This window comes from Streptosporangium sp. NPDC049078 (genome assembly GCF_040648855.1).
GTDB lineage: Bacteria > Actinomycetota > Actinomycetes > Streptosporangiales > Streptosporangiaceae > Streptosporangium.
Genome location: NZ_JBEZEL010000022.1, coordinates 168,231 through 179,342, shown reverse-complemented (window position 1 = coordinate 179,342; position 11,112 = coordinate 168,231). Strand labels below are relative to the sequence as shown.

The 11,112-nt window shown below is 69.2% G+C and carries 8 protein-coding genes; 2 read left to right on the top strand and 6 right to left on the bottom strand.

Features of this window, described 5'->3' with window-relative positions; translation table 11 throughout:
- Nucleotides 1-349: 349 nt before the first annotated feature.
- Complete coding sequence (locus tag AB0B90_RS32880; protein ID WP_362926250.1) at nt 350-1,138, bottom strand: PhzF family phenazine biosynthesis protein; 789 nt, start codon at nt 1,136-1,138, stop codon at nt 350-352.
- A 202-nt stretch (nt 1,139-1,340) separates the two neighbouring features.
- Between AB0B90_RS32880 and AB0B90_RS32875 the strand changes: the two genes are divergently transcribed.
- Nucleotides 1,341-1,733, top strand: coding sequence for a cell division protein SepF (locus tag AB0B90_RS32875; protein WP_350950261.1), 393 nt, complete (start codon nt 1,341-1,343; stop codon nt 1,731-1,733).
- Between the two features lie 32 nt (nt 1,734-1,765).
- Here the strand turns inward: AB0B90_RS32875 and AB0B90_RS32870 are convergent, their stop codons facing one another.
- From AB0B90_RS32870 to AB0B90_RS32850, 5 genes are all read right to left on the bottom strand, one after another.
- On the bottom strand, nt 1,766-3,352 hold the full coding sequence (locus AB0B90_RS32870; RefSeq protein ID WP_362926249.1) for a hypothetical protein: 1,587 nt from the start codon (nt 3,350-3,352) through the stop codon (nt 1,766-1,768).
- Nucleotides 3,353-3,495: 143 nt separating this feature from the next.
- Entirely contained in the window at nt 3,496-5,250 is a 1,755-nt protein-coding gene (gene argS, locus AB0B90_RS32865) for an arginine--tRNA ligase (protein WP_350950263.1), read from the bottom strand.
- On the bottom strand, nt 5,247-7,643 hold the full coding sequence (locus AB0B90_RS32860) for an HAD-IC family P-type ATPase (protein ID WP_350950264.1): 2,397 nt from the start codon (nt 7,641-7,643) through the stop codon (nt 5,247-5,249). Before AB0B90_RS32860 ends, argS begins: the two co-directional genes overlap by 4 nt.
- Nucleotides 7,644-7,775: 132 nt before the next feature.
- Nucleotides 7,776-8,852: a phosphate acyltransferase PlsX gene (gene plsX, locus AB0B90_RS32855; RefSeq protein WP_350950283.1), complete on the bottom strand. Its 1,077-nt coding sequence runs from the start codon at nt 8,850-8,852 to the stop codon at nt 7,776-7,778.
- Between the two features lie 99 nt (nt 8,853-8,951).
- Entirely contained in the window at nt 8,952-9,524 is a 573-nt protein-coding gene (locus AB0B90_RS32850; RefSeq protein ID WP_350950265.1) for a DUF1707 domain-containing protein, read from the bottom strand.
- A gap of 176 nt (nt 9,525-9,700) precedes the next feature.
- Between AB0B90_RS32850 and AB0B90_RS32845 the strand changes: the two genes are divergently transcribed.
- Nucleotides 9,701-11,026 (top strand): lysine 2,3-aminomutase, encoded by a 1,326-nt coding sequence (locus AB0B90_RS32845; protein WP_350950266.1) that lies wholly within the window; start codon nt 9,701-9,703, stop codon nt 11,024-11,026.
- Nucleotides 11,027-11,112: the final 86 nt, after the last annotated feature.

The window sequence follows — 11,112 nt, the reverse complement described above, 5'->3', positions numbered from 1 at the left end:
GAGAGTAGGTCACCGCCGGACAATCTTTCACGTAGGGCCCTCACCGTTGGTGGGGGCCTTTCGTGCTTTCCAGGGCCTTTTTCAAGCGATGTCCGACGATGCCCAGCGGGGTCCCGAGGGCGGTCCAGCGGCGCTCAAGCGGTGTTCCGAGCCTCCAGACGTCGAAGGCCGGGGCTCCGAGCCTCCACGTTCCAGGCCGGCAGGGGCAGGGAGGAGCTCTCGGGCCTCCGTGAGCCATGGAGAAGCCGTTCTCGCTTCACGGACGTCATGTTTCCAACGTTCCCACGGCGCTCACGGGGTGATGGTCACCGGGCCGGCCTGGGCGCGGCGAAACCTTCGACGCACGTCCCTAGACGTGGAGCTCGCCGGAAAGAACGGTCACCGCGTTTCCCGCGAGTTCGACCCGGTCTCCTCGTACGGTCGTGCGGACCACACCTCCACGCTCTGACAGCTGGGCCCCCACCAGACTGTCGGAACCGAGCTTGGCCGACCAGTACGGCGCGAGGGCGCAGTGGGCGGACCCCGTCACCGGGTCCTCGGGAACTCCGGCCGTGGGAGCGAAGAACCGGGACACGTAGTCGGCGCCCGGCCGCGAGGCCCGAGCCGTCACGATGACTCCACGCGCGTCGACGGCCTCCAGGGCCCGGAAGTCAGGGGCGGTGGCGAGCACGGCCTCCTCGGACTCGACCTCGACGAGGTAATCCCAAACATTTTTTCCTGTCCAAACAGGTTTAAGTCCCAGCGCATCGATCAGTCCCTCTGGAGGAGGTGTCGCTTGGAGTACCTTTGCCGGGAAATCCATGTGGATTAAACCGGATTTATCCCTGGTCACGGACAGGATTCCGCTCTTCGTTGAGAATTCGAGGGTTTCTGGGACCGTTCCCGTGGAATACAGCACATGCGCCACGGCCAGGGTCGCATGCCCACACAGGGAGACCTCGGTCACCGGCGTGAACCACCGGAGCCGGTACGGTCCGCCGTCCTCGGCTCCAAGCAGGAAGGCTGTCTCGGAGTGTCTCATCTCCGCCGCTACGGACTGCATCCAGGCGTCAGGAACCGGATCGCTGAGTATGCAGACCCCCGCGGGGTTACCCTTGAAAAATTCATCGGTAAACGAATCGACCGTGTAGATGAGCATGACGCGATGCTAGCGGCGCTGGAGATATCGGTTGAAGTTGGGCCAGGAGATCGGGCAAAGTCGGAGATCAGACCAGTGCGGTAGTCGTACAAAATGGAAATAAGCACTGGGCGTGTCGCGTGGCGAACTTCATGTCGTCGGTTACCGTCCAAGGTGTAGGGACAGGCCGGACACGGCGTGGTCCTGGCGAAAGGACGAGCCGATGGGGGCAGTGCGCAAGGTGGCGAGCTACCTTGGCCTGAGCGGGGCCGAGCACTATGACGAGTCCTACGACTACGGGGACGAGATCGAGGGCGAAGAGGAAGACTGGCAGTCTGCCTCGGAGCGCGCGGCCAAACGCTGGCGTGCGATGAACGAGCCCTCGCGGATCGTGATGCTGACACCGATGAAGTACAACGACGCACCGGTCATCGGGCAGCACTTCCGCGAAGGTCAGACCGTCATCATGGACGTGAGCGGGATGAGCACCGCCGAGGCCACCCGCATGGTCGACTTCGTCGCCGGGCTGGCATACGGCTGCGAGGGGCGCATCGAGCGGATCGCGGAGAAGGTCTTCCTGCTGGCTCCCGCCGAGGTGGAGATCACCAACGGCTGACATCGAGGCTGCCGCCCGCATGTCGCGGGCGGTCAGCCCGCTCGGGGCCCCCTGCGGAGCAGGCGGATGAGTTCGGCCAGGTCCGAGGTCGCCGTCTTGATCCGGCCCTCCGACTCGTGGGCGTACTCATGCAGTGCCCACACCGCGCCCTGGGCGAGTTCTCTGAGCTCGGAGAGCCGCGTGACGACGTACTCCGCGTCGGCTCGCTCACGCTGCCGCCTACGCCACAGCCTGTAGGCGCCTCCGGCGGCCGGCAGGAGTGCGAGCGGCGCGAGAGGGAGGACGGGGAGGACGAGCGCGACCACCAGGATCACCGGGGCGAGGGCGAGCAGCGTGTAGGCGGCCCAGGGGCGGCCGCGGGTCGGAGCGCCCTCGGTGGTGATCCGCTCCTCGGCGGCACCCAGCGACTCGGGATCCGGGCCCTCGGGCCTGAGCGTCACACGGTGGCCGAGGATCGGTATGGTGACCGACTCGGGGGCCTCGGCGCGGGTGGCCTCGGCGAGGCTCTCACCCGCCGCCCGCACGATGGGCGCGGCCACGTGCAGCGCGATCGCGGCCAGATAGGGGTGGGAGCCGGGGCGCAGGTCGCCGAGCAGATGGTCGGTGAGCGACTTCATCGGCCGTTCGGGGCCGCCCGCACCGGCCAGCCGGCGGAGCACGGTCAGCGGCTCGTCCTGGCTCCACACGACGGACGCCTCGCCCGAACGGTCCGTCTGCGCGGCGGTGATGAACGCGAGATCACCCAGGTCACGGTTCGCTCCCCCCGCCCGGCCGGATGCCTCGTCGGCGGTGTCACCATCAGGCCGGGCCGCGGAGCCGCTCGTGGGACCGCTCACGGAATTCGTCTTCTCGGCGACGACGCCGCCATCGCCTCCCCTGCTTTCGCGGGCCGAGGTGATCTCGGCGCAGCGGTCGAGCAGGTGGGTGAGCCGGGCGGCGGCGTGTACGGGGTCGGCCAGCTCGGGAAGCCCGGCGAGCTCCTCGAAATCGGCCAGAGCCGGTGACACGGCCGCGGAGGGCTCGTCGGGGATGAGCGCGCGCAGCCACCGGTCGGGCTCGGAAACGGGGGAGGCGGTCATCGCGTCGAGCTTGCGGAGCACGAAGATCTTGCCCGCCGGGCCGTACGCCCCCCGGGCGGCGGCGAGCCAGAGCGCCCGCTGGCCGTGGGTCACCGGGCGCTCCAGGGAGAGTTCCCCGAAGGCGGTGCCGAGCCATGAGGCGTGGATGCGGTCGCCCTGGCCGGCTACGGCGAGCGCGAGGCAGAGGAAAAGGGCGGTCCGCTGCTCGTCGCGTTGCGCGGCGCGGGCGAGGGGTTCGAGCGACTCCTCGCCACGCGTGATCAGCACGAGCGCTTCGACGGCCGCGGTGAGCCAGTGATCGGAGTCGGCGTCGAAGTCCACCGGCATCCCGATGGGCACGATGCCGGTGGCCAGATCGGTGAGGAGCGAGTCGATGCTTGAACCCGTTCTCAACCCGGTGCCGGGGGGCGCGGTGTCCGTGTTCGGATCCGCGGCCAGGTCGGTGCCGGCGTTCGCGGTGTCCGTGCCCAGGTCCGCGGTGAGGTCGCTGCCGGGGTTCGCGGTGTCCGTGCTCAGGTTCGCGGTCAGGTCCGTGCTCAAGGCAGAGAGCTCCTCGAAGTTGTGACCGATGACCGCGCCAGCGTATTGCGCTTCGGACATCCCCGCAGGGAGGCGCGCCGAACATGACTTTGCCAGATGATCGCCTTCACTTTCTCAATAAAGACGATCATCTGGTGGACAGGTTACATGCGCTCGGGCACCGGGACGCCAAGAAGGCTCAGGCCGGTCTCCAAGACCTTCAGGGTCAGCGCGCACAGGGCGAGCCGTGAGGTGCGGACGGCGGGCTCGACGTCGTCCTTCAGCACCGGGCAGTTCTCGAAGAACGTGGTGAAGGCGCTCGCGGTGTCGAAGAGGTAGGAGGCCATCTTGTGCGGTGCCGAGTTCTCCGCCATCTCCTCGACGACCGAGCCGAACCCGAGGAGCTGCAGCGCCAGGGCGCGCTCGGCAGGGTGGCCGAGCACGATGGGGCCGGTCGTCTCGGCAGGGTCCACCCCGCCCTTGCGGAAGATCGAGCGGATGCGGGCCTGGGCGTACTGCAGGTAGGGGCCGGTGTTGCCGGTGAGGGCGAGCATCCGGTCGAAGTCGAAGACGTACTCGCTGTCGTGGCTGACCGACAGGTCGGCGTACTTGACCGCGCCCATGCCGACGTCGTGCGCGATCCTCGTGCGCTCGGCGTCGGTGTAGTCGCTGTCCCTGAGCACCTCGGCGGCCCTGGTCTCGGCCTCGTCGAGCAGCTCCACGAGCTTGATGGACTTGCCGCTCCTGGTCTTGAACATCTTGCCGTCGGAGCCCAGCACGCTGCCGATCTGGATGTGCTCGGCCCTGACGTGGTCGGGCAGCCAGCCCGCCATCCTGGCCGAGTCGAACACCAGCGACATGTGCAGCGACTGGGTCGCGCCGATCACGTAGAGGATGCGGTCGGCCTTGAGGTCCTGGACCCGGTAGCGGATCGTGGCCATGTCGGTGGTGCCGTAGCCGTACCCGCCGTCGCTCTTGCGGATCATCAGGGGCAGCGGCTGGCCCTCGCGGCCGGTATAACCGGGCGGGAAGACGCAGAGCGCGCCGTCGCTGAGGACGGCGACGCCGCGCTCCTGCAACTCGTCGCAGACCTGGGCGAGCACGTGCTTGTACATGCTCTCGCCGGCGATGTCGTCGTCGGTCAGCGTCACCCCGAGCTGGACGTAGACCTTGTTGAAGTAACGCAGCGTGGCGTCCATGAAGATGCGCCACAGGCGCATCGTCTCGGGCTCCTCGGCCTGCAGGGTGACGACCCGCGCGCGGGCGCGCGCGTTGAACTCGGGGTCGGTGTCGAACTTCAGGCGGGCCGCCTGGTAGTAGGCGTTGCCCTCTCCGGCCTCCAGCTGGGCGACGGCGGCCTCCTCGCCGATGTCGAGGAGGTGCTCGATGAGCATGCCGAACGGCGTTCCCCAGTCGCCGAGGTGGTTCTGCCGGATGACCTTGTTGCCCAGGTGCTCGTGGACCCGGGCGAGCGCGTCACCCACGATCGTCGTGCGCAGGTGGCCGACGTGCATCTCCTTGGCCGCGTTGGGCGCGGAGTAGTCGATCACGATGGTCTGCGGAGAGCCGGACAGACCCACTCCGACGCGAGGGTCGGCGAGGATCTCCGAGGCCCGCGCCGCGATCCATTCGTCGGAGAGGGTGAGGTTGAGGAAGCCGGGGCCGCTCACCTCGACGCTGCCGGGGAACGGGTCGTCCTGGGCGTCTCCCGCCCGGCCGGTGAGGTGCTCGGCGATCTCCTGGGCGACCTCCCGCGGGGCCCTTCGCAGTCGCTTGCTCAGGCTCATCGCCACGTTCGCCTGGTAGTCGGCGAACTGCGAGGGGCGGATCAGCGGGTCTGCTTCGGAGTATTCCGCACCGAAGGCGGCGGCCAGTGCCTGCTGGACGCGCTCGGTCAGTGCGAGCTGCGGGTCGGTCATGTCCCAAGGGTATCGGCTGGCCGGTCCTGAACCGATTGGATATCACCCTGGATCGGCGCGCTTCGACGGGATCGCGTGATCATGAAGACGCCCGTCAGCACGGCCCCGGCGGCGACGCCGAGTCCGGCCGCGGTGAGACCGGCGGCGGGGCTCGCGACGGTGAGCGCGAAGAACTCGCGGACGAACGGGATGGCGAGGGCGAGGGCGAACATCCCGGCCATGGAGGCCACGAGCGCGACCCGCCACCACACGTACGGGCGGGCGACCAGGGCCAGCACCCACCAGGCGGCCACGAACAGCGTGATCACCGCCGAGGTGCGGCTCTCCTCCAGGGTGGCGGACCCGCTCTGGGCGATCCAGTACGACAGGTAGACGGCGGTGGCGCAGACGATCCCGGCGGGGACCGCCAGGCGCAGGACACGGGGTACGAAGCCGCTTCTGGCGCGCTCGTTGCTCGGTGCGAGCGCGAGGAAGAAGGCGGGGATGCCGATCGTCAGCGCGTTGATGAGCGTGGAGTGCCGGGGAGCGAACGGGAACGCGAGCCCGATGACCCCGGTGAGCAGGGAGAGCACGATCGCGTAGAAGGTCTTGGTCAGGAAGAGCCCGGAGACCCGCTCGATGTTGGCCAGCACCCGGCGGCCCTCGCCCACCACGGAGGGGAGACCGGCGAAGCCGTCGTCCATCAGCACGATCTGGGCGACCGCCCGGGTGGCGCCGCTGCCGGAGCCCATCGCCACGCCGAGGTCGGCGTCCTTGAGCGCGAGCACGTCGTTCACGCCGTCGCCGGTCATCGCGACCGTGTGCCCGCGCGACTGGAGCGCGCCGACGAACAGCCGCTTCTGGTGCGGGCTGACCCTGCCGAAGACGGTGTGGGTCTCCATGATCTCGGCGAGCTTCTCGGGGTCGTCGTCCGGCAGGGTGCGGGCGTCCACCGCGCGCTCCCCACCGGGAATGCCCAGAGAGGTGACGATCGCCGACACCGACTCGGGGTTGTCGCCGGAGATGACCTTGAGGGTGACGCGCTGCTCGGCGAAGTAGGCGAGGGTCTCGGCCGCGTCGGGGCGGATCCGCTGCTTGAGCACGACGACGGCCGCGGCCTCGACGGCGCCGAGGTCGTCGGGGTCGCGCAGCGAGGCGACCCGGCACAGGGCGAGCACCCGCAGGCCGGTGGCGGCGAGCGCCCCCGCCTCCTCGTACGCCGGGCTGCCGGGCGGCAGGAGGACGTCGGGAGCGCCCAGGACCCAGCCGCCGTGGCCGTCGAACTCGGCTCCGCTCCACTTGCGGGCCGAGGAGAAGGGGACCTTGGTGAGGGCGGTCCAGCCGGGGGAGTCGGGGTATCGGGCCTGGACGGCGAGGGCGGTGGGGTTGGGGTGAGGATCGATGTTGGCCAGCGCGGCGAGTGCCTCGTGCACGGGCAGGTCGTCGCGGAGCGGGCGGATCTCGTCGAGTTCCATCCCGCCCGAGGTGAGGGTGCCGGTCTTGTCGAGGCAGAGTGTGTCGACCCGGGCCAGGATCTCGATCGCGGGCAGTTCCTGGACCAGGCAGCGGCGCCTGCCCAGCCGGATCACGCCGACGGCGAAGGCGATGCTGGTCATCAGGACCAGACCCTCGGGGATCATGGTGACGATACCCGCGACCGTGCCGGTGACGGCCTCGCCGACACTCGTCTGCCTGCTCACCTGGCTCCAGGTGAGCAGGGCGCCGATCGGGATGACGAGCCAGGTGACGTACTTGATGAATCGCGTCACGCCTTCGCGCAGCTCCGAGTGGGAGAGGCTGAACGCGCTGGCCTCCTCGGCGAGTCTGGCCGCGTAGGCGTCGCGGCCGACTCTGGTCGCGACGTAGGCGCCTCTCCCGGCGACCACGAAACTGCCGGAGAGGACCTCGTCGCCGGGGTCGCCGGGGTCGCCGGGACGCTTGTGCACCGGGTCGGCCTCGCCGGTCAGCAGTGACTCGTCGACCTCCAGCCCGTCGGCGTCCACCACCTCGCCGTCGACGAGCACCTGGTCGCCGGGGCGGAGCAGGACGAGGTCGCCGAGTACGACCCGCTGGGGCGGGATGTCGGTGTCGACGCCGTCCCTGCGGACCTTGACCGGGGACTCGTTGACGATGGCGAGCCGGTCGAGGGTGCGTTTGGCGCGGAGCTCCTGGATGATGCCGATGCCCGCGTTGGCCACGATCACCAGTCCGAAGAGGCCGTCCTGCCACTCTCCGAAGATCATGATCAGCACCCAGAGTGCCCCGATCACCCCGTTGAAAAGGGTGAGGACGTTGGATCTGAGGATCGCCGAGACGGACCTGCTCGACCGGCGCCTGACGTCGTTGACCTGCCCCGCGGCCACCCGCTCGGCGACCTCGGCCGAGGTCAGTCCCCGCTCCGCCACCTGCTCCACGCAGTCCCCCCGCCCGATCGACTGGGACTCAGGGTACGCGGGGCCGGAAAATTCGGTGGAAGGTGTGTGCAGATATATCTGAAATATCACCCCAGGTAGGCGGCTCGTGCGCGGGTGTCACCGGAGGTGGTGTCATGTCTGGGGGTCACCGGAGACGGTGCCCTGGGTGGGGGTCACCGGAGACGGAATCACGCGCGGGTGTCCCCACAGGCGGTGCGGGCGGGAGGCCGAGGCGAGGCGCTCGCCGATGCGGTTGACCACGCCCTCCCGGGCCAGCGTGGCCGCGAGCACGCAGGCCGCGCTCACTCCCTTCGCCTGCGAGGCGCCGTGCGCGATGACCACGGTGCCGTTCAGACCGAGAAGCACGGCCCCGCCGTGGACCTCGGGGTCGAGCCGCCGGTAGAGCTCCCTGATGCGCCTCCTCTGCAACAGGCCGCCCACCCTGGCCGTCCGGCTCTCGTTGATCGTCTCGCGGAGCTCCGAGAAGGCGTAGCGGACGCTGCCCTCCATGGTCTTGAGCGCCACGTTGCCGGTGAAGCCGTCGGTGACGATGACGTTCACGGTGCCGGTGAGCAGGTCGTGCCCCTCGATGTTGCCCGCGAAGTCGAGGCCGGGGGCCGCCGACAGCAGTTCGTGGGCTCGCTTGACGAGCTTGTTGCCCTTCTCCGGCTCGCTGCCGATGGTGAGCAGGCCGACCCTGGGACTCTCGATGCCCAGGGCGGTTTCCGCGTAGGCGGCGCCGAGGTGGGCGAACTGCACCAGCATCTCCGGCTTGACCTCGGCGTTCGCCCCGGCGTCCAGCAGGACGGTCGGGGTGGGCCTGGTCGGCAGGGCGACGGCGATGGCGGGTCTGAGCACCCCCGGCTGGCCGCGTAACCGGAGCTTTCCCGTCGCCACGATCCCGGCGGTGGAGCCCGCGGAGACCACGGCGCAGGCGTCGCCTCGCCGTACGAGGTGGCAGGCGACGGCGATGCTGGAGCGCGGGCGGCGCAGGCTGGCGAGGGCGCCCTCGTCCATGGCGAGGGCCTCCTCGGCCCGGACGATCGGGATCTCGGTGGTCGCGTCGTGCTGGGAGAGCGCCTCGGCGAGGGGGCGGGGAGCGCCGACGAGCACGATGGAGATCCCGTGCTCTCGTACCGCCCGCACGGCTCCCGCCACGATCTCGTCGGGGGCGTTGTCGCCGCCCATCGCGTCCAGGGCGATGGGCATGACGCCGGGAGCAAGGGTCTCAGGCAAGCGGTCACCTCGTGCGGGATGGTTTGTCCGCATCGTAGGCGGGCTCAGGACCTGGTCGGTCCGTCGGGTCGATCAGGGAGTGCCGGGGAGATTCCAGTCGCTTCTCTCCCGCGAGACGATGATCTTTCCGAAGGCGGCCCGGCCGACGACCCTGATGACCGGTCCGTCTCCGTCGCCCGTGCCACCGGAGACGGCGCGTTTGGCGAACAGGGCGTCGACCTCGTCGATGACGTGGGCGTTGCGGGGGACCCTGACGATCAGCTTGCCGCAGTAGGAGTTGACCTCAAGGGTGATCTCCCTGCCGGGGAGAACCGCCTCGGACAGGTCGACGATCAGCGCGCCGAAGGTGGCGCTCAGCGCGGTGTGCCGTCCGGCGATCCAGCGTCCGCCGCGCACGACCTTGCTGAAGACGGCGGCGACCTCCTGCCGCTCGACGGTGGCCACGCGGGTGGGAGCGGCGGCGTCGGGCAGGTCGCGGGTGAGGGGGGCGAGGTCGTCCATCGTGACGGCGGCGTAGGTGGCTTCCAGGCGGTCGGCGTGCTCGACGCTGGTCAGGCGGCCGGCGGCGAATGCCTCGCTCAGCACCGCGGCCGCATGGTCGCGGTCGGCGTCCGAGGCGCGCAGAACGGGGTCGTAGGACGTCATGACTGCGAGTGTACGGCTATTCAAGATATATCGCGATGCCCATCGTGGACAGAAGAAATTGCCGAGATATGGAACCGACCGTAGGTCGGTTTACGTCGTGTATGTAACGTGCACGTGACGCGCGAAAGGCTGGCAGGGTTTACAGCGACAGCGACAAAAATCTCGGCAAAGGACTGGTGATCTTGAACGAAGGTGCCAAGCGTGGGTTCCGTGCCTACACCGTGAAACATCTCGACGACCTGCTGCGCAGAGGCGGTCTGGGCGACGCCGAGCGGCTCCGGATCAGAGCGGTGGCCACGGTGCTGCCCTTCCGGACCAACGCCTACGTGGTGGATCAGCTCATCGACTGGTCCGCCATCCCCGAGGATCCCATCTATCGGCTGGTCTTCCCCCAGGAGGACATGCTGCCCGAGGTGGACGTCACCACGCTGGCGGGTCTCCTGGAGGCAGGGGCGGGGAACGCGGAGATCCAGGCGGCCGCGAACAGGGTGAGGGCGGGGCTCAACCCGCACCCCGCCGGACAGCTCGACCTCAACGTCCCGCGCGTCGCCGGGGAGGCGGTGCCCGGCATGCAGCACAAATACCCTGAGACGGTGCTCTTCTTCCCCAAGCAGGGGCAGACGTGCCACGCCTACTGCACCTACTGCTTCCGGTGGGCCCAGTTCATCGGGGAGCCCGACCTGAAGTTCGCCTCCGACGACGTCGACGCCCTCCTCCGCTACCTCAAGGACCACCCCGAGGTGACCAGCGTGCTGTTCACCGGCGGGGATCCCATGATCATGGGTGAGCCGGTGCTCCGCCGCTATCTGGAGCCGTTACTCGACGTCGAGCAGCTCGAATCCATCCGGATCGGGACCAAGTCACTGGCCTACTGGCCGCAGCGGTTCGTCTCCGACCCCGACAGCGACGACACGCTCCGCCTGTTCGCCTCCGTGGTCGAGGCGGGCAAGAACCTCGCCTTCATGGCGCACTTCTCGCACCCCAGGGAGCTGGAACTCCCGATCGTCGAGGCCGCCGTCGCGAGGATCACCGCCACCGGCGCGGTCGTCAGGACGCAGGCGCCGCTGATCCGGTCGATCAACGACACTCCAGAAACCTGGGCGTCCATGTGGCGCAGGCAGCTCACCATGGGCATGGTCCCGTACTACATGTTCGTCGAGCGCGACACCGGACCGCAGGACTACTTCGCGGTGCCGCTCGCGAGGGCTTACGAGATCTTCAGGGACGCCTACGCGAGCGTTTCCGGGCTGTGCCGCACCGTGCGGGGCCCGTCGATGTCCGCCACGCCGGGCAAGGTCTGCCTGGACGGCGTCGCCGAGGTCGCCGGGCAGAAGGTCTTCGTGCTCCACCTCATCCAGGCGCGCGATCCCGAACTGGTCGGGCGCCCCTTCTTCGCGAGGTACGACCCGAACGCGGTGTGGCTCACCGACCTGCGCCCGGCCTTCGCCGACCGCTTCCCCTTCGAGCTCGCCACCGCCACCCCCCAGCGGCTCTCGGCCTGACCCGCTCTCCGCGGGCCTTCCTCTCGGCGGACCGCCGTCCACCTGCCTCCTGGTGGGCTCCGTGGTGGCCTCGCGGGGCTTGGTCG

Excerpts from the sequence above, each read along its gene's own strand:
- plsX (WP_350950283.1), bottom strand. The coding sequence starts at position 8,852 with ATGCCCATCGCCCTGGACGCGATGGGCGGCGACAACGCCCCCGACGAG.
- argS (WP_350950263.1), bottom strand. The coding sequence starts at position 5,250 with ATGACCGACCCGCAGCTCGCACTGACCGAGCGCGTCCAGCAGGCACTG.
- AB0B90_RS32880 (WP_362926250.1), bottom strand. The coding sequence starts at position 1,138 with ATGCTCATCTACACGGTCGATTCGTTTACCGATGAATTTTTCAAGGGT.
- AB0B90_RS32875 (WP_350950261.1), top strand. The coding sequence starts at position 1,341 with ATGGGGGCAGTGCGCAAGGTGGCGAGCTACCTTGGCCTGAGCGGGGCC.
- AB0B90_RS32850 (WP_350950265.1), bottom strand. The coding sequence starts at position 9,524 with ATGACGTCCTACGACCCCGTTCTGCGCGCCTCGGACGCCGACCGCGAC.